This window comes from Actinomadura sp. WMMB 499 (genome assembly GCF_008824145.1).
GTDB lineage: Bacteria > Actinomycetota > Actinomycetes > Streptosporangiales > Streptosporangiaceae > Spirillospora.
Genome location: NZ_CP044407.1, coordinates 3467175 through 3489761, shown reverse-complemented (window position 1 = coordinate 3489761; position 22587 = coordinate 3467175). Strand labels below are relative to the sequence as shown.

Sequence of the window (22587 nt, the reverse complement as noted above, 5' to 3'; positions counted from 1 at the left end):
ACCCATGATCGAAGGAGTCGGGCTCGGCTACGCCTACGGCGCGACGAGCGTGGCGCGCGACATCGACCTGCGGGCGGAGTCCGGGCGGATCCTCGGGCTGCTCGGCCCCAACGGCAGCGGCAAGACGACGGTGGTGCGGATGCTCACCGGGATCCTGACCCCGCGCACCGGCCGGGTCCTGCTCGACGGGCGGCCGCTGGACTCCTTCACGCAGCGGGTGCTCGCCCGGCAGATCGCCGTCGTCATGCAGGAGTCGGCGGGCGACCTGCCGCTGACCGTGGCCGACATGGTCATGCTCGGCCGGGCGCCGCACCAGGCGATGTTCGCCCGCAACAGCGCGGACGACCACCGGATCGCGGCGTCCGTGCTGCGCCGGGTCGGCGCCCGGCACCTCGCCGACCGCGTCTTCAACGGGCTGTCCGGCGGCGAGAAGCAGCGCGTGATGATCGCCCGCGCGCTGGCGCAGCAGCCCACGCACCTGGTGCTCGACGAGCCGACCAACCATCTCGACATCCGCTTCCAGCACGAGCTGCTCACCCTGATCCGCGGGCTCGGCATCACCACGGTCATCGTGCTCCACGACCTCAACCTGGCCGCCCGCTACTGCGACGACGTCCTGGTGCTCCAGGAGGGGAACGTCGTCGCGCACGGGCCGTGCGCCGACGTGCTGACGTCCGAGCTCCTGTCGGGCGTCTACGGCGTCGGCGTCGAGCGCCTCGAGACGTCCCGCGGCATCCAGTTCCTCTTCTACCCGCACGACGCCGGCACCGAGCCGGCGTCGCCGACCGCGCCCGTGCCGGTCCCCGTCCCCGGCCGGCCCGACCGCCGCGCCGATCACCGCAAGGAGTGACCCGCAAGATGAAGCGATACCTCGCCTGGTCCGCGGCCGGCCTGCTGGCCGTCGCGCTCACCGGTTGCGGCTCGTCCGGCACCGGGTCGGGCGGCGGCGGCACGACGGCGGGCTTCCCCCTGACCGTCGAGAACTGCGGGGTGGACGTCCGGTTCGAGGAGCCGCCGTCCCGCGTCATGATCGTGAACAGCGCCCCGCTGCAGTACCTGTCCACGCTCGGGGTGCTGGACCGGCTGTCCTCGCGGGCCGGGGTGTTCCCGCCGGAGTACTACTCCGAGGAGACCCTCGCGGCGGTCGACAAGGTCCCGTCGCTCACCGACCGGCTCGGGAGCGACGGGCACCTGAAGATCTCCACCGAGTCGATCATCGCCGAGGAGCCGGACCTCGTGCTCGGCCTGCCGGACGGCGTCTCGCGCGAGGCGCTCTCCGCCGCCGGCGTCCCCGTGCTCAACGAGCCCAGCTTCTGCCCGGACGGGATCCAGAACCCCGGCTACGAGACGATCTACGAGCAGATGCGGCTGTACGGCAAGGTCTTCGACCGCAGCGATCAGGCCGAGCAGGCCGTCAAGGACCTCCAGCAGCGCATCAAGACCGTCGAGGCGGGGCTGCCCGAGCACGCGGCCCGCAAGGTCGCGGTGCTGTGGCCCTACCGGGGCGAGGGCGCCACCGGCGCGTACGGCAAGCAGAGCATGGCCACGCCCCAGCTCGAGACGCTCGGCGCCCAGAACGTGTTCGGCGACGTCGACAAGCGCGTCTTCGAAGTGTCGATGGAGGAACTGCTGGCGCGCGACCCCGACGCCATCGTCCTCCTGCACACCGACGGGACCGACCAGGAGATCAAGCAGGCCCTGCTCGACATCCCCGGTTCCCAGGATCTCCGGGCGGTGAAGAACGACGCGATCACCGTGCAGCTGTTCAACTTCACCGAACCGCCCACGCCGCTCGTCCTCGACGGCCTGGAGCGCCTGGCGGCCTACTTCAAGGAAGCGCCCACGTCCTGACGCCCGCACTCGCGCCCGGCGGCCGGCGGGCAGCGTCACGGCGCGCTCGGCACCGGCCGCGCGGAGGTGAACCTACGTGCCGGTCAGCCGCTCCACGACGGGCGCGAAGGCGTCGATCCGGTTCCTGGGGACGGTGATGTAGCTGACGCCGAGCGTCTCGCGGCGCTCCCGCAACCGTTCCACGATGTGCTCGACGGAACCGGCGAGGACGTTGGGGTGGTCGCGGAGCGTCTCGGCACGGACCCCGGGAACCGCCGTGCGCAGGCGCGCCGCCCAGCGTTCCAGCGCGTCGCCGGCGGCGTCGGTCACCTCCAGGACGTAGGGCGAACTCTCCAGCTCGAGCGCGCCGAACCGTTCCCCCGCCGCGTCACGCACCATCCGGAGGCGCCGCTCCGCCTCCTGGGCCGGCGTGCGGCCGGCGTCGTCGACGGGGACCCAGGGCAGGGTGGCCATGCTGACGATGTCGGCTTCGCGGGCCGCCAGGGACAGGACGCGCCGGCGCGAGCCGCCGATCATGATGGGCGGGTGCGGGCGCTGGACCGGCGCCGGGAGGCCGGAGTAGCCGCCGACCCTGACGTGCGCGCCGTCGAGGGCGATCGGCCCGCCCGCCGAGTGCGCCTTGATGAGGGCGATGACCTCCTCGAGCCTGGAGACGCGCCGCGGGGCGTCTTCGAAGGTCAGGCCGATGGCCTCGTACTCGCCGGCGTTCGTGCCCGCCCCGACGCCGATCTCCAGGCGCCCGCCGGACAGCAGATCGATCGTCGCGGCCTCCTTCGCCAGCGCCGCGGGCACGTGGTAGTCGACGCAGAAGACGCGGCACCCGACGCGCAGCGTCGTCGTCCAGGCCGCCGCCGCGGCGATCGCCGCGAGCGGGGCCAGGTGCTGCGGACGCAGGAACGTGCGGTCGCTGACCGGTCCGGGACCGATGTAGTGGTCGGCGAGGAACAGCGTCGAGTAGCCGAGATCCTCGACCTTCCGGGCGAGGTCGCGCCACTGCCGGGCCGAGGCGGCCGTCGTCGTCTGCACCGCGAAGCGGAACGGTCGCACCGTGGTCTCCTCGGATCTATCCGCAGACGTAGCCGCCGTCGACCGGGAGCGCCACCCCGGTGACGAACGACGACTCGTCGCAGGCCAGGAACAGTGCCGCCGCCGCCAGTTCGGTGGGCAGCCCCCACCGGCGCATCGGCTGCGGCGGGGCGGAGGCATCGGCGGGCGGGAGCGGGGCGTCCGCCGCCCCCGGGACCAGCCCCGTCCACGTCATGCCGGGGCACAGGGCGTTGACTCGGACGCCCTGCTCGGCGAAGTCCAGGGCGGTCGCCTTGGTCATCTGGACGACCCCGCCCTTGGACGCGCCGTACAGGGCGTTCTTCCTCCAGCCGACCAGCCCGGCCGCCGACGCCGTGTTGATGACCGACCCGCCGCCCGTGCGGAGCATCGCCGCGATCCCGAACTTCATCCCGAGGAAGACGCTCTTGAGGTTGACGTCGAGGACCCGGGCGTAGTCCTCCTCGGACTGCTCGGTGATCGGCCGCTTGGGACCGCCGATCCCGGCGTTGTTGAACAGGACGTCCAGCCGTCCGAACCGCCGCTCGGCGGTGGCGACGGCGTCGCGGACGTCCGCGGCGACGCGCACGTCCGCGTGCACCGGCACGGCGGCGGCACCGATCCCCGCGGCGGTCTCCTCCTGCTCGCCGCTGACGTCCACGCAGACGACCTTCGCTCCCTCGCGCGCGAACAGTTCGGCGCTCGCCCGGCCGATGCCCGAACCCGCGCCGGTGATCACGGCGACCTTGCCGTCCAGCCGCCCGCTCACGTGCCCGCCCCCTCGGGGACGGGCGGGGTGGCGAGTTCGCGGAGGAGGTCGCGGGTGCGGCGGCGGGACGCGGCGCGGTCGGGGCCGGCGGCGACGATGTTGACCCAGATGTCGGTGGCTCCGGCGTCGATGAGCGACCGGAGCTGCCCGCGGACGGACGCCTCGTCGCCGACGATGGCGGCCTCGGCGGGCGAGGAGGCGCCGCCGAGGTCCATGACGCGCCGGTAGTTGGGCATTCCGGCGTAGGCGCCGGCGGTCGCGGCGACCGCCTCCCTCGCTTCGGCGGCGTCGTCGTGGACGGCGACGGGCAGCCCGGCGACGATGCGCGGCGCGGGACGTCCGGCCGCCGACGCGGCGGCGTGGATGCGGGGTGCGATGTGCTCGGCGACCGCCCGGACCGGCGCCATCCACAGGATGGTGCCGTCGGCGTACTGCCCGGCGACGCGCAGCAGCCTGGGGGACAGGGCCGACAGCAGGACGGGGACGGGTTCGGCGACCGGCGCCATCCGGCCGCCGGCGCTGCGCGCCGACCAGTCCTCGCCCTGGAAGTCGACGTCCTCGCCGCGCAGCAGGGCGGTGAGGATCCGGATGTATTCCTCGGTGCTGCGTCCGGGGCGGTCGTAGGACATGCCGTAGACGTCGCGGACCATCGGCTCGTGGGAGGGCCCGATGCCGATGGTCAGGCCGGGGCGGCCCATGGTGGCGGCGGCCGAGGCGGCGCGGTTGGCCTGCAGCAGCGGATGGCAGGGGTAGGTCTGCAGGACGGCCGTGCCGAGCTCGATCGCCATGGTCTCCCGTCCGGCGGCGGCCATGGGGGCGAGGGGGTCGCCGGTGACGATGCTGGCGTACCAGAGCGAGGCGAAGCCGTCGGCCTCGGCCCGCTTCGCCTGCTCGATGATCTTGTCGGGGGTCGCGGCGCCGCCGGTCAGGCCGATGCGCATGGGGAGTCCTTCGAGGTCGGGGGGATGGCGGTTCCGGGGCGCGGCCGCGTCACCGCGACTCGCCCGCCGGCTCGTCGGACCAGCGCGCCGGAGCGGGCGCGTCGGGGAGCAGCGGGCGCCGGTAGGACAGGTCGTCCCGGTTCCGGGTCCCCTTCAGGTAGCCCTGGCCGGTGAAGAAGGACGACGTCAGCACCGAGGCGTCGGCGGTGAACATCGCCTCGACGGTGGAACGGCGCAGGGCGATGCGCCACCGGCCGTCCCGGCGCTCCAGGCGGTCGAGGTAGCGGCCGTTGATGATCTGCGCGGTGCGCCCGTCCCTGCCGAGCAGCACGACGAGCGAGTAGCTCTCGCAGTGCGCGGTGTCGCCGTCGATGTCGCAGGTGTGGGTGGTGATGTTGTGCAGGTGGGCCTGCGAGGCGGCGGCGTGCGCGGGGTTGACCCAGGCGGCGTAGTCGGCGCCGGTGTTGACGGTGAAGCCGTGCTCGTCGGTGCCGTCCGGGTGGTAGGCGCCGCCGATCAGGTCCTCGTCGTGCCGGTCGCAGCCGCGGGCGTGGCGGGCGACGCAGTCCAGGATCTCGGTCCGGTCCTTGAGGTACCGGACGTCGCGCCGCAGCGCCGCGAGGTCGTCGCCGGCCATCAGGCCACCGCCTCTTCGCCGATCAGGGTGGTGCGGTGCATCAGCCGCCGCGACGTCGGCTCGAACGGCAGCGCGCGGTGCAGCATCCCGGTGTTGTCCCAGATGACCAGGTCGCCCCGCCGCCAGCGGTGGCGCAGGACGAACCGCGGCTGCGTCGCCCACTCGGTCAGCCGGTCGAGCAGCGCCCGTCCGTCCTCGGCCGCGAGTCCCACGACCTCGCCCGCGGTGGCCCCCACGAGCAGCGACTTGCGCCCGTTCCCGCGCGTCCACACCAGCGGGTGGGTCTTGGCCGAGACCCGATCCCAGGACGCGCGCTGCCGCTCGGACGCCTCAGGGTGCGCGCGGAGCTGAGCGGCGGCGAAGCTGTGCACCGCGCGAAGGCCGTCCAGCCGCGCCTTCTCCTCCTCGGGCAGTTCCCGGTAGGCGAGGAAGGTGTTGGCGAACTCGGTGTCCCCGCCGGCCGGGTCGACCTCCCGGGCGGTGAGCAGCGTGGCCTTCTGCGGGACGTCGATGGTGGCCCCGTCGATGTGCCAGTGGAAGTTGCCCTTCCGGATGGCGGCCAGCGCGGTGTTCGTCTTCCCCGGGTCCAGCGTGATCGTGTCGATCTCGGGATGCCGGTGCTCACTGGTCTTCGCGACCAGCGGCTCGCCGAGCAGCCGGGTGAAGGCGACCAGGTCGTCGTCCCCGATGCCGAGTTCGCGGTAGATCACCACCCCGTGCTCGTCCAGGGCCGCCCGGCACTCGTCCGCGGCCCGCCGATCGACCAGATCCGCGCAGGACGCGCCGGTGACCTCGACACCGAACGGCTCCAGCGCGGTGAACGTGGCGGTCATCGCACCTCCAGTAGGTGATCCGTGGGAGAGTGAAATTCTCGATTATGAGAATCGCATTCCCAACAGCCGTGCGTCCAGGTCCGCCGGGGAGTGCGGGGTGCCGGAGAGGGGTCCGGCCGTCCCACCCTCTTAGGCGGTCGCCTAAACTTTTCTTAGGCACATGCCTAACACCGGTGGATCGCCGGGGTCAAGGGATCGCTACAGTGGCCGGGTGCTCGGCACCGGCAGATCCATCGTCACCACGTGATCGGGGGCGGCATGAGCGACTCCCCGCGGGCCAGGGACTCCGGGACCCGCGCCGCGCTGATCGACGCGGCGACCCGGCTGATGCTGGACGAGGGGTACGCCGCGGTCACCACCCGCAAGGTCGCGGCGAAGGCGGGCGCCAACCCGGCCCTGGTGTACTACCACTTCGGCACGATGGACGACCTGTTCCTGGCCGTCTTCCGGCGCGGCGCCGAGGCGAGCCTCGAACGACTGGAGGCCGCCGCGCGGGCCGGCGACCCGCTGCGCGCGCTGTGGCAGGTCAGCAGCGAGCCCCAGCACAGCGCCCTGACCGTCGAGTTCATCGCCCTGGCCAACCACCGGCAGGCGATCCGCGCCGAACTGGCCGACTACACCCGCCGGTACCGGCGGCGGCAGCAGGAGATCATCGAACGGGTCCGGGCCGCCCGGGGCACCGCCGCCCCCGGCGGCCCGAGTCCCGCCGCGACGGCCGTCCTGGCCGCCGCGCTGGCCCGCATCCTGTCCATGGACGGCATGCTCGGCATCACCGAGGGCCACGCCGAGGTGCTCGCCCTCATCGAGGACCACCTGGCGAACGCCGCCGGGCGCTGACCGGCGGCGCTCCCCGCGCACGTGCGCGGCCCCGAACCGCACGTGCGCGGCCCGCGCTGCCCGTCGGCCGTCAGCCGGCCGTCAGCCGGGACGCCGCCCGAGTTCGCGCTCGCGCCGCTCGGCGGTCTCGCGCGGGTCGTGCACGGTCGTGAGTTCGGACGCGTCGGTGTGCTGCTCGATCGTGTAGAAGCGGACCTCGTGGCCGTCCGGGTCGTGCAGGTCGGGGAGGATCCAGCCGATGCTCGCGAAGTGCACCCCCGCGTGGGACTCGCCCATGCCGGTGAGCCGTCCGGCGAGGTCGTCCAGTGCGGCCCTGTCCGGGACGCCGATGGCGAAGTAGTCGAACCCGGCCGCCGCTTCGGCGCGCTCGGGGTCCAGCCGGAGGGCGAGGTCGGGCCCGCCGCGCGGATGCCGCATCCCGACGCCCATCAGCGTGCCCTCCTCGACGAACTCGATCATGACCCCGTAGCCGAGGCGGCTCTCGTACCAGGCGAGCGACCGCTTGATGTCGCGTACCGGCAGTTTCAGGTGATGGACCCCCGCCAGGGTCGGCGCGTTCTCCATGATCCCCGCTCCCCAGGTTCATGCAGTGGCACTGCATCGATGCAGTTATACTGCAATGCATGGTGGACGACGTCAAGGCCGATCTGCGCGCAGCCCGGGTCGCCGACACCGAGGAGAAGATCCTGCGCGCCGCGACCCGGCTGTTCCTCGAGCACGGGTACGCGGGCACGACGCTCACCGCCGTCGCCGCCCAGGCCCGCGTCGGCGCCCGCACCGTCTACGTGCGGTTCGGAACGAAGGCCGCCCTGCTCAAGCGGGTGGTCGATGTCGCGATGGTCGGCGACACCGCCCCGGTGGCCGTCAGCGGCCGGCCCTGGTTCGTCCTGGCCGCCGGCGCCCCCACGCTGGACGAACGGATCGCCGCGATGGCCCGCGGCGGACGGGAGATGATGGACCGGGCGGGCGGCCTGTTCGCGGTGACCCTGGAGGCCGCACCGGCCGAGCCGCTCCTGGCCGAGGCGGCGCAGGCGGGCCGCGAGGCGACACGCGACAACCTGCGGCACTTCTGGACCCGGGCGGCCGGCGACGGGCTGCTCCCGGACGGCCACGACATCGACTGGCTGACGGAGACCTCGGCGATCCTCGTGCACAACGAGACCTACCTGCTCGGCACCCGCATGCACGGCTGGAGCCCCGAGCGGTACGAGCGATGGCTGATCACCGGCCTCACCCGCCTGGCGGCGGCTCCAGCCTGAGGCGCCGTCCTGCGCCCCGACCACCGGACGGTCGCCGTCCTCGCGGCCACCGACGCCGACTGAGCGCCCGAACAATCCACGCGGCGGGTGCCTGGGTGCGGGCACAGTGTGCCGCACGCGATCTTGACGCTCCTTCCGCGGGATCGGACGCTTTGGGCCCGACGGTGGAAAGAGGGAATCCGCGATGCCGCGAAGACTCGTCGCCCTGCTCTGCGCGCTCCTCCTGTGCATGCCGGTCGTGCCGTCCGCTCTGGCGGACGAACGCCGGCACCGCCCGCGTCCCGTCGTGTTCGTGCACGGGTTCAGCGGCTCCGGCGGCCAGTTCGAGACCCAGGCACGGCGCCTGACCTCGAACGGGTACCCCGCCCGGTACATCGAGGCCCACGAGTACGACTCGACGTTCGGCGCCCAGACCGTCCAGGAGGTCTACGCGTCGCTGGACGAACGCATCGCGCGGCTCCTCGCCGAGACCCGCGCCGACCGGGTGGACCTGCTCGGGCACTCGCTCGGCACCGGGCTGATGCAGGCCTACCTGCGGAGCTCGCCCGCGCGGGCGGCCACCGTCGCGCACTACGTCAACCTCGACGGCGCGACCTCGCCGGACCTCCCGGGCGGCGTCCCCACCCTGGCCGTGTGGGGCGAGGGCTCCACCGGGCGCCGGGTCGGCGGCGCGGAGAACGTGTACTTCTCCGATCAGGCCCACACCCAGGTCGTGACCTCGCCGGAGACGTTCGAGCGGTTCTACCGGTTCTTCAACGGACGGGCGCCGCGCACGACCTCGATCGTCCCGGAGCGGTTCGTGTCGCTGTCCGGACGCGCGGTCCTGTTCCCGTCCAACGTCGGAGCGGCGGGAGCCCGGCTGGAGATCTACCAGGTGCACCCGCGTACCGGTGAGCGCCTGGGGCACCGCCCCCGCGCCACCTACGAACTCACCGGGGACGGGGCGTGGGGCCCGTTCCGGGCACACGGCCGCGCGCATTACGAGTTCGCGATCGTGTGGAGCGAGACGTCCGTCCACCACCTGTACTTCCAGCCGTTCCTGCGCACCGACCGGCTCGTCCGCCTGCTGACCAGCCGTCCGGGGGAGGGCCTGTCGGGGCTCGTGGAGACCGGCGACGGCCACTCCGCCCTCACGATCAACCGGCAGAAGGAATGGTGGGGCGACCAGGGACGGGAGGGCGACTCCCTGTACATCAACGGGCGGCAGGTGCTGAACGCCGCCAACGCGCCGCGCACCGAGCGCACCATCGGGATCTTCGCCTACGACGCCGGGAGCGACGGCGTCACCGACCTGAGCGCGCCCCTCCCGGAGTTCTTCGCCACCCCGTTCATCACCGGCATGGACGTCCACATCCCGGCCGGACGCCGCCCGACCTCGATCGTGTCCCGCCCGCGCGGCGGCGACGGCCGCGTCGACGCCCTGGCCGTCCCCGGCCTTCCGTCCAGCGGGCACCGCATCTCCGTGCAGCTCAACGACCACCCGAACTGACGGACGCCCCCGGCGCCCCCGGCCGCTCGCCGCGCCGGGGCCCGCGGGGGCGGATCGTCACGCACCTGCCGTCCAGGTGCGTCCGGACGGGTCGCCCAGCGGGCGGAAGCCGCTGCGGCCGCCGGGACCGGGCCGCACCGCGAGGACCTGGTGCACGCTCGTCCGGCCGGACGCGAACGCCAGCGACCCGCCCGCCAGGCGCAGCCGCCACATCCGCGCGCGCTCCGGACCGAAGCGCGCCACGACCTCGGGCCAGGCGGCGTCCAGCGCGGTCCGCCAGGCATCGATCGTCGCGACGTAGTGCTCGCGCAGCGACACGACGTCGCGGATCTCGAACCCGGCGGCCTCCAGGTGCCCGAGCATGACCGGCAGCGGGTACACCGTCGTGCCCGGAGGACGGTACGGCGCCGCGGACGTCCGGGGGTGCGCGCCCGACGGCCCGGACGAGAGCTGCTGCAGGAGCAGCCGTCCGCCGGGCCGCAGCGCCCGGTGGAGCGCCGCGCAGTAGTCGGGGTACCGGTCCGGGCCGACCCGCTCGCCCGTCTCGACGGACGACACCGCGTCGTAGGGGGCGCCGCCGACGTCCCGGACGTCGCACGGCGGGACATCGCACAGCGGGACGTCGCACAGCCGGACGTCGACGGCGTCGCCCAGGCCGCGCTCGGCGCTCCGGGCGCGCACGAACGCGTGCTCGCCGCCGGAGTCGGTGACGCCGGTGGCGCGGGCGCCGTACCGCTCGGCGGCGTGCAGGACGAGCGCGCCCCGGCCGCAGCCGACGTCCAGGAACCGGGCGCCCGGGCCGAGGTCCAGCTTCCGGCAGACCAGGTCCAGCTGGTCGCGCTGCGCGTCGGCCGGCCCGTAGCCGGGTGCGTCCGACGTCCAGTAGCCGCACGCGTGCGTCGCCCCCGGACCGAGCACGGTGTCGTGCAGGTCGCGGACGTCCGGGTGCGTCACCCTCGGCCTCCCGGCGGGTCGGATCCGGCGAAACCACCAGACCAGCAGAGGGTTCGCCCGACCGGCGGCGGATCTGGACGGTGCTGGAATACGCTGAAAGCCCGCGTGCCACGGCCTTTCGGCCCGGCAGCCTTCCCCGCCGACCCCCCGGAGGAACGCGGTGTCCGACGAGTCCGAGCGGATGCGGCGCGCGCTGGCCGAGCAGCTCGCGCTGCTGCTCATCGAGCGGGAGCGGCGGCTCGGCCGCGGCGTGGACCGCGCCGACCTGGCCCGCCGCGTCCACGTCTCCAAGAGCAGCCTGTACGCCTACCTCAACGGGACGACGCTGCCCCGCACGGCGGTCTTCGACCGGCTGCTGTCCGCGCTGAGCGCCGATCCCGCCCGCAGGCGGGAGCTGAGCACGCTGCGCGACGACATCGAGGTGGCGCAGCAGGTGCGGGCGCGCCGCGACCGGGCGGACGCCGGCGCGGCACCTCCCGCCCCGGCCGTGGCGGATGCCGGCGGCGCGGTGGTGCCGCGGGAGCTTCCGCCGGTGACGAGCCGGTTCGTCGGCCGCGCCGCCGAACTGGCCCGCCTCGACGCGCTGCTCGACGAGGCGGACGCGCTCGCGGCGGTCATCGTCGCCATCGACGGCACCGCCGGGGTCGGGAAGACGACGCTGGCGCTGCACTGGGCGCACCGGGTCGCCGACCGCTATCCGGACGGGCAGCTTTACGTCGACCTGCGGGGCTTCGACCCGGCCGGCCGGCCGGACCCCGGCGCGGCCCTGTACCGCTTCCTCCACGCGCTGGGGGTCGCGCCGCCGGCGATCCCGGACGGCACGGAGGCCAGGAGCGCGCTGTGCCGGACGCTGCTGGCGGAGCGCCGGATGCTCGTCGTCCTGGACGACGCGGGGTCGGCCGAGCAGGTCCGGGCGCTGCTGCCCGGCGGCCACCGCTGCCTGACGATCGTCACGGGGCGGAACCGGCTCGACAGCCTGGTCGTCCGGGAGGGCGCGCATCGCCTCGGGCTGGCGACGTTCTCCTACCGGGAGTCGCTCGAACTGCTGGAACGCTGGCTCGGCGCGGACCGGATCGCGGCCCAGCCCGCCGCCGCCGACGAGCTGCTGGAACTGTGCGCCCGGCTGCCGCTCGCGCTGGGCATCGTCGGGGCCCGGGCCGCGGCGCGGCCGGAGGGGGCGCTGGAGGCGCTCGCCGCGCGGCTGCGCGCCGCGCCCGACCGGCTGGCCGTGCTGGGCGCGGGCGGCGGCGACCTCGACCTGCGCGCGGTGTTCCACGCCTCCTACGCGCTGCTGCCCGATCCGGCGGCCCGGCTGTTCCGGCTGCTCGGCGCGCACGCGGGCCCCGACATCGACGGGTACGCGTGCGCGGCCCTGCTGGACGTCCCCGAACCGCCCCTGGCCGACCTGGACGTGCTGACCCGGGTGCACATGATCGCCGAGCACGCGGAGGGGCGGTTCGCCGCGCACGACCTGCTCCGCGCGTTCGCCCGCGACCTCGCCGTCCGCGTCGACGAGGGAGAGCGCCGGGCGGCGATCGGCCGGGTCCTCGACGCGTACCTGTCCACCGCCGTCCGGGCCGCGCACGGGATCGAGCCGTGCCGGGACGCCGACCTGCCGCCGGTCGAGCGGTGGCGTCCGGGCCCGCCGGTCGGCGACCGGGCGGGGGCGACGGCGTGGTTCGCCGCCGAGCTGCCCGTGCTGACCTCGGCGATGGAGTTGGCCGCCGCCGAGGGGTTCGACGACCACGTCTGGCGCCTCGCCTGGGCCGCGACGGTCTTCCTGCGCCGGACCGGACGGCGGGTCGAGCGCGTCGCGCTGCACCGGCTGGGGCTGGATGCGGCGCGACGCTGCGCGGGCCGGGCCGTCCGGGCGACGTCGATGCGGCTGCTCGCCGACGGGCTGACCCGCCTCGGACGGCAGGACGAGGCGCTGCCGCTGCTCCGGACGTCGCTGGCGGAGTGCGCCGCCGCCGGGGAGACGCGCGGCGCGTTCCAGGCGCACCTGTCGCTGGCGCGCCTGCACGGCACCCGCGGGGCGCACGCCGAGGCCCTCGCGCACGCCGAGGACGCGCTGCGGCTGTCGACGGCCGTCGGTGACCTGCTGGCCCGCGCCGACGGGCTGATCGCCGTCGCCGAGCAGCTGGAGCGGCTCGGCCGGTACCCCGCCGCGCTGCCGCCCGGCCGCCGCGCGCTCGGCCTGTACCGGCGGATCGGCTTCGCGGAGGGCGAGGCCGACGCCCTGCGCGCGCTCGGCCGGACGGAGCGGCGGCTGGGCCGCCTGGACGGCGCGATCGAGCGGTACGAGCAGTCGCTGCGGCTCGACCGGCTGCTCGGGGACCGCTTCTGGACGGGCCACGTCCTGACCGACCTCGCCGACGCCTACCAGGCGGCCGGGCGGCACGCGCGGGCGCGGGCGAGCCGGGAGGAGGCTCTGGCGCTGTTCGAGTCGATGCGCCATCCGGCCGCCGGACGGGTCCGGGCCGCGCTGGACGCGGACCCCGCGTAGCGTCCGCGGGTTCGGCGCCGTCCAGCATCGTCCAGTTCGCCGGGGCGGAACGCGTCCGGGGTGCTGTCCTGAAGGGGCCGCGCCCGAAGGCCGGCGCATCCACGGGACGAGGAGGCGGGCCGTGACCGCATCGCCGCGACGGGTGCCGCGCTCGGTGTCCGCCGCCGCGCGGGCGTCCGGCTCAGCGGGCGTCGAGCAGGGGGCGCACGGCCATCTCCCAGGTCCAGCGGCCGGCCAGCGCGCGGCGCAGGTCGGCGGCGCGGGCGAAGGCGGCCGCGCGGTCGCCCGCCGCCGCCGCGATCCGGTGGCCCCACACGAGGGCGTCGTCGGCGTCGCGCTGCCGCACCGGGACGACGACGGACGCGGCCCGGTCCGGCGCGAGCGCGGTGACCAGGTCGGCCAGCCCGCTGGACGCGCTGACCAGCGCGGGCGTCCCGGCGGTGATCGCCTCGTGCCCGACCAGGCCGTACCCCTCGACGATGGACGGCATCAGCAGGAGGCTCGCGCGGTCCAGGTCCTCCCGGATCGCCGAGATCCCCGACTCGTACGGGCGCACCGTCACGGGGGCGTCGGGATGCCCGATCCCGTCGAGGATCCTGGCGCGCAGCCCGCCCTCCGTGCCGGGCGGGGTGCCGCGCACGAGCAGCTCCCAGTTCGCGGCGTCCGGGTCCAGCCGGCGCGCCTGGCCCAGCGCCCGCGCGGCGAGGTCGACGCCCTTCAGCGTGCCGTCCGCCATCCGGCCCATGATCATGATCAGTGGCCGGCCGCCGCGCATCGTCCGCTCGGGCGGCCCGGTCATGTCGAAGCCCGGATCCAGGGGCAGGACGGGCGTCCGGCGGCCGTCCGCGTCTCGGGCCAGGTCGCGCTCGGCGCGCAGCCGCAGCCGCGGCCCGACCGGAACCAGCGCGGACGCGTCCCGCGCCAGCGCCCGTTCGAACTCGGTGCGGTCGCGGGCCCGCAGCCCGGCGTCGTCCACGCCGTCGAGCTTGTACCACTCGATCTCGTCGGCCGCGGTGTGCACGAGGTGGAAGCGGGCCGCGCGGGGGAAGTGGTCCTGGACCAGCGCCTCGGCGATCGGTCCGGTGACCCGGCCGTGGCCCAGGACGACGTCCGGTTCGGCGCCCGGCGGGAGGGGCGGGCGCCGCAGCAGCGCTCCGTGCTCGCTGATCCCGGACGGCCGGAGGGCCTCCAGCAGCCGCACCCCGGCGCGTTCCGCGTCCGCCCGCTCGGCGTCGGACGCGCCGGGCACCAGGCAGTACGTCTGCGCGCCCGCGGCCGCGAGCGCGGCGCACAGGTACCGGTTGAGGGAACTCAGCCCGCCGCGCGCCGGGAACCACTCGTCCGCGACGGCCAGGAACCGCCGGGCCGCGGGCCGGGGGGCGCGCGGCGCCGGCGGCGCCTCGGCCTCGGCCTCGGGACCGGCCTCGGGCTCGGCGCCCGCCGGGCCGCCGTGGGCCTCGGCGCCGCCGTCCGGGTCGTACTCGAGATTCCACGAAGGGTCGCCGGAGAATGTCCGTGCGACCGGTTTCGCCCGTCTTGTCCAGTCAGTGGTCACTCGACGTCCATCCGGTCGCGTCCTCGCCCGTTCCGGCGGCATCACTGTAGGCCAGAAATGGCCGTACCGGTACGGGGGCCGCACCGGGCGGGCATGCCGAACGGAAGGGCGAACGGCGTCGAGAAAAGGACGGTCAGGCCTATGATGCCGCTTTCTGGGACGGGTTACTCGGTGCGCCCCTTCTTTTTCCAGCTGCGTTCCGAGGAGCAGCGCGACCTGGTCGAATCGGGAACGGTGCGGCGCGTCCCGGCGGGGACGCGCATCCATGCCGAGGGGCAGCGGTCCACGACGGTCGCGGTGCTGCTGAGCGCGGGCGCCGGCGTGGTCCGCGACGCGGACGGCGGCGCGCGGCCGCTCGCGTACCGGGGGCCGGGCGACATCCTCGGTGAGCTGTCGTTCATCGACGGGCGGCCGCACTCGGCCACGGTCCGCGTCACCCGTCCGGGACGGGTCGTCCTGCTGTCGCACGAGGCGTTCGACCGGGTGCGGCGGCGGCACGAGGGCGTCCGGAACGCGCTCCTCCGGGTGCTGGCGCACCGGCTGCGCAGCGCCGACATGTACCGGGTGGCAGGCCAGGGACGCGTGCCGGTGCGGGTGGCGCGGCTGCTCGACCATTCCGGCGACCTCGGCGGTCCGCCGCGGGAGGCCGGGCCGCCGATCCGGTACCAGCGCGAGATCGCCGACCTGCTCGGCGTCTCGCGCAGCTCCGTGGTCCGCGCGCTGAGCGATCTCCGCGCCCGCGGCATCGTCGCCACGGGCCACGGCACCGTCCGCGTGGTGGATCCGGGCCGGCTCGCCCGCTTCCTGGAGTGCCCCGACGCCGGACCGGAGGGGGCGTGATGGGACGGCCCGCGAAGCCCGCATGGCGCGAATGCGCCATACCTGCCGGTAGTTTTTTCCGGCCCGCGCGACTCCCGGAAGCGGATCACAAGATCCAATTCCGTGCCGCCAATTACACGATCATGGCGTTGACCGGCGCTTCCTTCCAGCCGGCCGGGAGAACTGCGATCAACACCCGGGTCCGGGAAACCGTTTCGCCGGAAGATTGTTTGACCGTGCCAAGACGAGATGGCCAGGATGGGCCCGATCATCGGGCGGCAAGGAGAAATCGTGGGGGATTCCGCCGACGGAGAGGGCGCGGGCCCCGCGCACCGATCGTCCGTCCACATCGAGGTGGGAAACGACCTCGGCATGCACCGCGCGCGGATCGCGGGGCGCGACATCGTCGGCGGCACGACCGGCGACGCTCCCCGCACCGGCGTCACGTTCGGGATCGTCCTGCGGGGGCGCGTCCACCCCGTGCCGCCGGCCGCGGCGATCGCGGTCCTCACCGCGCTCGCCGTCCTGCCGGCCGTGCTGGCGGTGCTCGCGCTCCGCGCGTGACGAGACCGGCCCGAACCAGAACTGGGGGATACCGATGCCCGATTACCCGCAGCCCGCGAGCATCGCGGTCGTCGACATCGTGGGCAGCAGCGGCGAGCACGACATGGCCAAGCGCCGGTCGCGTGCCGCGCTGTACGCCTGGCTGGAGGGGGCCCTCGGCCGCCTCTGGACCGACGGCCGCCACGCCGACCGGGGCGACGGCGTCCTGATGGTGTGGGGCCGGGACGTGCCGAAGGTCGAGGTCCTGACCGCCCTGCTGCGGCTGCCCGACCACCTCCCGGACGGCGTGCCGCCGCGGATCCGGGTCGCGGTCCACGCCGGCGACGTCTACGCCGATCCGCGGGGACTCGTGGGGGACAGCGTCAACCGGACCTTCCGGCTGAACGAGGCCGGCCTCCTGAGGGAGGCGATCGCGCGGGCGCGGGGACCCGTCGCGTACCTGGTCTCCGACGAGGTCCACGGCAGCGTCGTCGAGTACGGCTACGACGGCCTCGACCCGGACGCGTTCCACGAGGCCGTCGTCGACCTGAAGGAGTCGACGCGCCGCGCTTGGCTGCACATCCCGCGCGAGGACGGACTCGCCGCGCGGCTCGCCGCCCGCTCGTCCGTGCCGCGTCCGGCCGCCCCGGCGCAGGCGGGCGGCGTCCACATCACGACCGGAGGGAACGCGGAGATCCGCGACTCCACGATCGCAGGAGGGGACATCCATGGGACCGGGTGACGGGCAGAGTTGGGCCCACGTGGACATCGGGACGGAACAGGCGGAGTCGCGGGGGCCTTCGCCGACCGGCCCGCCCGCGGGCGGGCGGAAGCGCCCCCGGACGGTTCGGGCCGCGCTCACGGCGGTGCCGATCCTGGCCGCGTTCGCGGCGGGCACGGTGTTCGGCGGCGACTGGACCTGGGGCGGGTTCGCCGCGTCCATGGTCCTGGTGGCCGTGCTCTTGCTGCACGGCGGGCGGCCCGCCGGGGGCACGGCGGTCCAGGCCGCCGGGCGGGACAACCGCACCACGACAACCCGCATTAGCAACGTCAGGGTGAACACCGGCGGGGCGACCGGTGTCCTGGGCGTGGCGCTCATCGTCCTCATCGACGGGCTGCTGGTGGCGCACGTGTCCACCTCGGTGCCGGGCGGCCTCTACTACTCGCCGGCGGGATCGTCGACGACGTCGCCGACGTTCCTGCGCGACCTCGATGAGGACAAGATCCGCGCAGTCGGGTCCGGCCTCGTCGAGAAGACCGGCATGCAGATCGGGGGCCGGCAGTGCGCCCGGAGCGTCACCCAGCAACCCGCCCCGGTCGGCCTCGCCCGGACCATCACGGTCACGCGCGACGAGGGGTTCCAGCGGTTCAAGGCCCGGGCCGGGATCGCGGACGACCTGCCCTCGGACACCACCGTCGAGTTCGCCGTGACGGGGGACGACCGGGAGGTGGCGCGCCGGACCGCGACCCCCCGCTCTCCGGTGGACTTCGACGTGGACGTCTCGGCCTACACCGTTCTCGAGCTGCGGAGCACCGTCATCGCGTCGAAGATCAGCGGCGTGTACGCCGTCTGGGGCGACGCGCAACTGCTGCCCGCGCGCGGCGCTCCGGTCGGCTGCGTGACGGGGGAATCATGACCGCCGAGGAACTCGCGAACCGTGCCGTCGACGTGCTCGCCGGGACACTGCCCGCCATCGCGGGCCGGACCGACCCCGCGATCGTCGCGCTGCACGAGCTGGTCCGCCGGCGGCTCGACGGAACCGGGTGGTTCGAGGCGTTCGAGGCGCGCCCGGCGGACGGCTCGCTCGTCCGCGAACTGCTCCGGCGGGCCGTCGAGCACGACCGGGCCTTCGCCGCGGCACTCGCGGACGCCACCGAACGCGCACGCGCCGCCGCGCCCGCCACCGGCTCCAGCGTCCACATCCGGGCGAACAGCATGACGGGTGATGTCACGGCGGCCGGACGGGACAACATCGAGACGAACACCGTCACCCACAGCACGAACATCGGGAGCGGACTCGTCCTGCCGGCGTGCGTCATCATCGCCCTGATCATCACCGCGACCCTGCTGTTCCTCCGCTGATCACGCCCGGGCGGCGGCCGTCGACTCCGGTGCGCTCGACCAGCGGGGCGAGTGCGCGTTCAGGATGTTGATCTGGGTCGGTGTGTCTGCGTGCCCGTCCGGGCGGGTTTGCCCCAGGATGATGGGATGTCTCGGCGGTCGTCGCGATCCTCGAACCTGACCGACGATGAGTGGGCACTGTTCGAGCCGCTGCCGTCGGCGGTCGGCGGTCGGCGGTGGCACCGGATGTCATCGCCGACGGACACGTGGCGTCGCGCGGAACGGAGATCGGTCAGTGAAGCTCGATGTGCAACTGGACGGCCGGCCGGATGAGGCGGCGCAGCGTGCCCGTGCGCTGACCGCCGCAGGGGTGGACGGCCTGTTCACCTTCGAAGGCCCGCACGATGTGTTCCTGCCGCTGATCGTCGCGGCCGGCTCGGCGGACGTACCGTCGACCGACCTGATGACCAACGTCGCGATCGCGATCCCCCGCAGCCCGATGAACCTGGCCAACATGGCCTACGACCTGCAACTGCTGAGCAAGGGCCGGTTCCGGCTCGGACTCGGCTCGCAGATCAGGCCGCACATCGAGAACCGGTACGGCTCGACCTGGAACAGGCCGGCCGCCCGGATGCGCGAGACGGTGCTCGCGGTCAAGGCGATCCTGCACTCCTGGCAGGACGGTACCCCGCTGGACTTTCGCGGCGAGTTCACCAAGCACACCCTGATGCCCGCGACGTTCGTCCCCGGACCGAATCCGTACGGTGTTCCGCCGGTCCTGCTCGGCGCGCTGGGTCCGGTGATGACCCGGACCGCGGCCGAGGTCGCCGACGGGCTGCTGGTGATGCCGTTCCACAGCCACCGGCATTTCCGCGAGCGTACTCTCCCGGCCGTGGCCGAGGGGCTGGAACTGGCGGGTCGCGAGCGGATCGAGCTGTATCCGCAGGCGATCGTCGCGATGGGCGACACTCCCGAGGAGATCGAGGCCGCGACCTTCGGGGTGAAGGCGCTGCTCGCGTTCTATGGCTCGACCCCGGCGTACAGGCCGGTCCTGGAGATCGAGGGGTGGGGGGATCTGCAACCCGAGTTGAACGCGCTGTCGAAGACCGGCGACATCATGGCCATGATCGGCCTGATCGACGACACGATGATGCGGACTCTGGCGGTCGCTGGAACGCCGGCCGAGTGCGCCACCGAGATCAAGACCCGGTTCGGCGACGTGGCCGAGCGGGTCTGCGCCTACTTCCCCGGATCGACCCACCCGGAAGACACGATCGCCGCACTCGCGATCGAACTGCGCGGAACGCCATGAGCGTGCCCACCGACTTCGTCGGTCCGATGTCGCGCGTCCGGCCCGCCTGCGCACCGCGATGGACGACCTGGTTCCGCTTTTCCCGGTAGTGGCGTTCGGATCCGGGATCGTCAGGATGTTGCCGGACGATCCGCTGGCCGCACGCCGTCGAGGAGGATGCGGGCGGTCCTGTCGACCCAGTCCGCGGTGAGGCCGTCGGGCCCTCTGATCAGCGTCGCGGCCAGGGCGGAGCCGATGATCATCTCCAGGATCACGACCGTGTCGACGTCGGTGTCCAGTTCTCCGCTCTCGACGGCCGCGGCGAGGTCGGCGTCGAGGCCGCGCCAGCCCTCGGCGGAGAACCGCTCGAGGATGCGCCGGTGGAGGACCGGGTCGGTCGCGGCTTCGGCTATCAGTCCGGGGACGGCGATCCGGGCCAGGGGGGTGGTCAGGAGTTCCGCGATCCGTCGCACCAGTTCGCGCAGGTCTTCGGCGAACGAGCCGGTCCGCGAGGGGCCGGTGGTGACGCTGTCTCGGAAGGTCGCCTCGTGGATGAGGTGGGCCTTGCCGGGCCAGCGTCGGTAGACGGCGGGCCGGGACGTGCCGGCGCGGTCGGCGACGGCGGCCACGGTCACTTCGGCGTAGCCGACCTCCATCAGGAGTTCGGCGGCGGCGTCCAGGACGGCGCCGTCGATGCGGGCGTCACGTGGTCTTCCGATGGGGTTGTTCATTTCCGTGCAAAGTGTAACGTAACTGCCGTGCAGCAGCCGCGGAGTGAGCTCGTCGAGTTGTCGGACGTCATCGACGCGAGGTACGGCGGTAAGGCCCTCGGCCTCGCGAAGCTGGCCGCCGCCGGTTTCCCGGTGCCCGCCGCCTTCGTCATCGCGAACGCCGATGCCGGCGACCTTCCCGTCGGTCTCGCAGCGCGCTACGCCCGGATGGCGGCCTCGGACGGGGCGGTCGCGGTGCGTTCTTCGGCTTCGGGCGAGGACGGCCTCGAGAGTTCCTTCGCCGGGCAGTTCGAGTCGGTCCTGGACGTGAACGGGTACGACGAACTCCTCGCCGCGATCCGGCATTGTGCGGCCGGGGCGTCCACGGAGCGAGCAGCCGCCTACCGGCCCGGCGCCGGGATGTCCGGCCCGATGCACCTCGTGGTCCAGGAGATGGTCGACGCGCGCGCCGCCGGTGTCGTGTTCACCGCGGATCCGGCCAGCGGCCGGCGCGACCTCTGCGTGGTCGACGCGGTCGCCGGGCCGGGGGAGTCGCTGGTCGACGGCTCCGCGAGCTCGGACCACTACGAGGTCGACCGTGCCGGGCAGATCATGGACCGGCAGATCGCGTCGGGTCCGGCACTCACCGATGACGAGGTGATGGCCGTCGTGGCCGGCGCCCGGGCCGCGGAGGCGCGGTGGGAAACGCCCCTCGACCTCGAGTGGGCGATCGACCGGACGGGCGAGATCCGCTGGCTTCAGGCGCGGCCGATCACCACCCTGCCCGGGGACCTGAACGAGATGGACAGCACGGTCGCGGGCGAGGACCACGTCTACACCCGGTGCAACATCGGCGAGATGATGCCGGGTGCCTTCTGCCCGCTCACGGCGTCCGTCAGCGGCCGCGCGATCGAGTACGCGATGCAACTGGTCCAGGTCGCCGGCGGTTTCCAGGACTCCTACCGGGAGGACCGCTGGCTGCAGCTGGGCTACTTCTCAGGTCACCTGTTCCTCAACATGACCGAAGGTACGGCTCTGAGCTCGGGGATTCTCGGCAACTCCCTCGAGCAGTACTCGCTCTCGATCGCGGGCAGGGTCGTGGACGAGCTGGTGCCGAAGCCGCCGAAGCCGTTCGCCCGCCGCCTGGTCAACACCGTCCGGCTCACGGCCTTCGCGCTCTCGGCAGGGCACGCGATCCGCCGGCTGGACCGCGAGCTGGCCCGCTTCGAGGCGCCGTCCGCGGCGGAGCCGGCGGCCCTGCTCGCCGAGCTCGACGCGGGGATCGAGCTCTACAACGAGGCCACGCTCACCCACGTCCGGTCCTCCTCGCGGTCCGCCGTCGCCGCGAACGTGCTCGAACAGACGGTGATGCGCGAAGCGACCCGCGGGGGCCGGAGCGAGGACGAGGGCCGCTCCCGGGCCGCCGCGATGATGGCCGGGGCCGCCGACGTCGAGAGCGCAGTCATGCTGGAGCACCTGGACGACGTGGTGGGCCGCCTGGCCGGGGACCCGGCGGCGGCCGAGGCGTTCCTCGAACGGGATGCAGCCGAGGCCGTGATCGGGCTGACCGGAGGCACCGGTCCGATCAGTCGCACGTTCAACGAGTTTCTGCGGCGCCATGGCCACCGGGGCTACCGGGAGCTGTGCATGCGGGACCGGTCATGGCGGGACGACCCCGACGGTCTCGGCACGATCATGCAGGCCATGCTCCGTGCCCGCCGGAACGCCGGCGACGCCGTCCGCCCGACTCCGGCATCGCCGCAGGAAGGCGTTTCCCGGACGGTGCGGGCGATGGCCCGGCTGGCGCAGGCCGGGGCACGCGGACGTGAGGCGACCAAGTCGCGAATGGTCCTGGTCGCCTACCTGCTCAGCCGTGGCTATCGCCTGCTGGGCGAGCGGTTGGCCGCGGCCGGGCGACTGCCCGATGCAGACCTGGTGTTCTTCTTCGACAGGTCGGAGCTGCCGGCGCTGGTGGGTACCGGGGACGTCGGGGACCTGATCGACCGCGCCGCGGCGCGACGGGCGGCGCTTCCGTTCCAGGCCCGGCTCGAGTTCCCGGACGTCTCCGTCGGCAAGCCCGTTCCGGCCCGGCCCAAGCCTCCGGAGGGAATCCGGGACGGGGTGATCGTCGGCCGTCCCGCGTGCAGCGGGGTCGTGGAGGGGACCGTCCGGGTCGCGACGACGGTCGCGCAAGCTCGGGAACTGCATCCCGGCGAGGTCCTGGTCGCGCCCGTGACGGACGTCGGCTGGACGCCGTACTTCACCCTGATCGCCGCGCTCGTCACCGACATCGGCAGTTCGGTCTCCCACGGCGCCGTCGTCGCCCGCGAGTACGGCCTGCCCTGCGTGGTCAACACCCAGGGCGCCACCCGCGTGCTCCGTACCGGTGACCGGGTCCGGGTCGACGGTGACCGCGGCACCGTGACGCTGCTGGACCGCGCTCTCGTTCCGTCCTCTCCCACCACCGCATAGTCCTGGAGGTCGCAC

The 22587-nt window shown here is 73.9% G+C and carries 22 protein-coding genes; 13 read left to right on the top strand and 9 right to left on the bottom strand.

The window, feature by feature from the left end; translation table 11 throughout:
- The first annotated feature begins 4 nt into the window (after window positions 1-4).
- Together F7P10_RS15140 and F7P10_RS15135 are read left to right on the top strand one after the other, a co-directional pair.
- Window positions 5-850: an ABC transporter ATP-binding protein gene (locus F7P10_RS15140; RefSeq protein ID WP_151009933.1), complete on the top strand. Its 846-nt coding sequence runs from the start codon at window positions 5-7 to the stop codon at window positions 848-850.
- Window positions 851-858: 8 nt separating this feature from the next.
- On the top strand, window positions 859-1851 hold the full coding sequence (locus tag F7P10_RS15135; protein ID WP_151009932.1) for an ABC transporter substrate-binding protein: 993 nt from the start codon (window positions 859-861) through the stop codon (window positions 1849-1851).
- Window positions 1852-1923: 72 nt separating this feature from the next.
- Here the strand turns inward: F7P10_RS15135 and F7P10_RS15130 are convergent, their stop codons facing one another.
- Genes F7P10_RS15130 through F7P10_RS15110 form a run of 5 tightly spaced genes read right to left on the bottom strand, consistent with a single transcriptional unit; the run spans window position 1924 to window position 6075 of the window.
- Window positions 1924-2898 carry a TIGR03621 family F420-dependent LLM class oxidoreductase gene (locus F7P10_RS15130; RefSeq protein ID WP_151009931.1) on the bottom strand — a complete coding sequence of 325 codons (975 nt, stop codon included), beginning with the start codon at window positions 2896-2898 and terminating at the stop codon, window positions 1924-1926.
- A gap of 16 nt (window positions 2899-2914) precedes the next feature.
- Window positions 2915-3664 (bottom strand): SDR family NAD(P)-dependent oxidoreductase, encoded by a 750-nt coding sequence (locus F7P10_RS15125; RefSeq protein ID WP_151009930.1) that lies wholly within the window; start codon window positions 3662-3664, stop codon window positions 2915-2917.
- A complete protein-coding gene (locus tag F7P10_RS15120; RefSeq protein ID WP_151009929.1) occupies window positions 3661-4605 on the bottom strand; it encodes a TIGR03564 family F420-dependent LLM class oxidoreductase in 945 nt (314 codons plus the stop codon). The genes F7P10_RS15125 and F7P10_RS15120 overlap by 4 nt, the downstream gene beginning before the upstream one ends.
- 49 nt (window positions 4606-4654) lie before the next feature.
- Complete coding sequence (locus F7P10_RS15115; protein WP_151009928.1) at window positions 4655-5242, bottom strand: nuclear transport factor 2 family protein; 588 nt, start codon at window positions 5240-5242, stop codon at window positions 4655-4657.
- Window positions 5242-6075, bottom strand: coding sequence for a TauD/TfdA family dioxygenase (locus F7P10_RS15110; protein WP_151009927.1), 834 nt, complete (start codon window positions 6073-6075; stop codon window positions 5242-5244). The genes F7P10_RS15115 and F7P10_RS15110 overlap by 1 nt, the downstream gene beginning before the upstream one ends.
- A gap of 258 nt (window positions 6076-6333) precedes the next feature.
- Between F7P10_RS15110 and F7P10_RS15105 the strand changes: the two genes are divergently transcribed.
- Window positions 6334-6912 (top strand): TetR/AcrR family transcriptional regulator, encoded by a 579-nt coding sequence (locus F7P10_RS15105; RefSeq protein WP_151009926.1) that lies wholly within the window; start codon window positions 6334-6336, stop codon window positions 6910-6912.
- Between the two features lie 81 nt (window positions 6913-6993).
- Here F7P10_RS15105 and F7P10_RS15100 read toward each other — a convergent pair whose 3' ends face one another.
- Window positions 6994-7476: a VOC family protein gene (locus F7P10_RS15100; protein WP_151009925.1), complete on the bottom strand. Its 483-nt coding sequence runs from the start codon at window positions 7474-7476 to the stop codon at window positions 6994-6996.
- Window positions 7477-7535: 59 nt separating this feature from the next.
- On the opposite strand from F7P10_RS15100, the gene F7P10_RS15095 reads away from it, so the two are divergent.
- Complete coding sequence (locus F7P10_RS15095; RefSeq protein WP_176611478.1) at window positions 7536-8171, top strand: TetR/AcrR family transcriptional regulator; 636 nt, start codon at window positions 7536-7538, stop codon at window positions 8169-8171.
- Window positions 8172-8355: 184 nt separating this feature from the next.
- Window positions 8356-9660 carry an alpha/beta fold hydrolase gene (locus tag F7P10_RS15090; RefSeq protein WP_151009923.1) on the top strand — a complete coding sequence of 435 codons (1305 nt, stop codon included), beginning with the start codon at window positions 8356-8358 and terminating at the stop codon, window positions 9658-9660.
- Window positions 9661-9717: 57 nt separating this feature from the next.
- On the opposite strand, the gene F7P10_RS15085 is transcribed toward F7P10_RS15090, so the two are convergent.
- Window positions 9718-10614 carry a cyclopropane-fatty-acyl-phospholipid synthase family protein gene (locus F7P10_RS15085; RefSeq protein ID WP_176611477.1) on the bottom strand — a complete coding sequence of 299 codons (897 nt, stop codon included), beginning with the start codon at window positions 10612-10614 and terminating at the stop codon, window positions 9718-9720.
- A 160-nt stretch (window positions 10615-10774) separates the two neighbouring features.
- On the opposite strand from F7P10_RS15085, the gene F7P10_RS15080 reads away from it, so the two are divergent.
- On the top strand, window positions 10775-13120 hold the full coding sequence (locus F7P10_RS15080; protein WP_151009921.1) for a tetratricopeptide repeat protein: 2346 nt from the start codon (window positions 10775-10777) through the stop codon (window positions 13118-13120).
- Window positions 13121-13301: 181 nt separating this feature from the next.
- Here F7P10_RS15080 and F7P10_RS15075 read toward each other — a convergent pair whose 3' ends face one another.
- Window positions 13302-14675, bottom strand: a complete 1374-nt coding sequence (locus tag F7P10_RS15075) for a glycosyltransferase (RefSeq protein ID WP_151009920.1) — start codon at window positions 14673-14675, stop codon at window positions 13302-13304.
- 171 nt (window positions 14676-14846) lie between these two features.
- Here F7P10_RS15075 and F7P10_RS15070 point away from each other — a divergent pair, with 171 nt between their 5' ends.
- From F7P10_RS15070 to F7P10_RS15045, 6 genes are all read left to right on the top strand, one after another.
- Complete coding sequence (locus F7P10_RS15070) at window positions 14847-15515, top strand: Crp/Fnr family transcriptional regulator (protein WP_176611476.1); 669 nt, start codon at window positions 14847-14849, stop codon at window positions 15513-15515.
- Between the two features lie 270 nt (window positions 15516-15785).
- Window positions 15786-16058, top strand: a complete 273-nt coding sequence (locus tag F7P10_RS15065) for a hypothetical protein (RefSeq protein WP_151009918.1) — start codon at window positions 15786-15788, stop codon at window positions 16056-16058.
- A 34-nt stretch (window positions 16059-16092) separates the two neighbouring features.
- Entirely contained in the window at window positions 16093-16779 is a 687-nt protein-coding gene (locus F7P10_RS15060; RefSeq protein ID WP_151009917.1) for a hypothetical protein, read from the top strand.
- Window positions 16766-17674 carry an NPCBM/NEW2 domain-containing protein gene (locus F7P10_RS15055; protein ID WP_151009916.1) on the top strand — a complete coding sequence of 303 codons (909 nt, stop codon included), beginning with the start codon at window positions 16766-16768 and terminating at the stop codon, window positions 17672-17674. Before F7P10_RS15060 ends, F7P10_RS15055 begins: the two co-directional genes overlap by 14 nt.
- Entirely contained in the window at window positions 17671-18120 is a 450-nt protein-coding gene (locus F7P10_RS15050) for a hypothetical protein (protein ID WP_151009915.1), read from the top strand. Before F7P10_RS15055 ends, F7P10_RS15050 begins: the two co-directional genes overlap by 4 nt.
- Window positions 18121-18394: 274 nt before the next feature.
- Window positions 18395-19411: a TIGR03617 family F420-dependent LLM class oxidoreductase gene (locus tag F7P10_RS15045; RefSeq protein WP_151009914.1), complete on the top strand. Its 1017-nt coding sequence runs from the start codon at window positions 18395-18397 to the stop codon at window positions 19409-19411.
- 110 nt (window positions 19412-19521) lie between these two features.
- Here the strand turns inward: F7P10_RS15045 and F7P10_RS15040 are convergent, their stop codons facing one another.
- Window positions 19522-20121 (bottom strand): TetR/AcrR family transcriptional regulator, encoded by a 600-nt coding sequence (locus F7P10_RS15040; RefSeq protein WP_151009913.1) that lies wholly within the window; start codon window positions 20119-20121, stop codon window positions 19522-19524.
- A 27-nt stretch (window positions 20122-20148) separates the two neighbouring features.
- Between F7P10_RS15040 and F7P10_RS15035 the strand changes: the two genes are divergently transcribed.
- On the top strand, window positions 20149-22572 hold the full coding sequence (locus F7P10_RS15035) for a PEP/pyruvate-binding domain-containing protein (protein WP_151009912.1): 2424 nt from the start codon (window positions 20149-20151) through the stop codon (window positions 22570-22572).
- The last annotated feature ends 15 nt before the right edge of the window (window positions 22573-22587 follow it).